This window comes from Vogesella perlucida, from assembly GCF_979366545.1.
Window position 1 is genome coordinate 1 of sequence record NZ_CEETRO010000061.1, and the last position, 298, is coordinate 298.

A 298-nucleotide genomic window follows, 5' to 3' on the forward strand; every position below is an offset into this window, starting at 1 on the left:
CAGAACGTCACGCTGGACGCCGCCCGCGACATCACCCTGCAGTCTGCACAAAACCGCAGCGACACCACCGGCAGCAACAGCAGCAGCGGCGGTGCCGTCGGTGTCAGCGTCGGCGTGGGTAGCGGTAAAGCCGGCATCAGCGTGTTTGCCAACGCCAACCGCGCCAGCGGCAAAGAAAACGGCGACACCGACAGCTACACCGAAACCCATATCACCGCGGGGCAAACCCTCACCCTGAATAGCGGCCGCGACACCACGCTCACCGGTGCGCAGGCCAGTGGCGACACCATCGCGGCCA

The 298-nt window shown here is 66.1% G+C and carries 1 protein-coding gene; it reads left to right on the plus strand.

Going from position 1 to position 298, the window contains the following annotated elements:
- The coding region (locus ACZ9XP_RS17915) for a hemagglutinin repeat-containing protein (protein ID WP_465188963.1) at positions 1-298 on the plus strand (298 nt) is incomplete at both ends.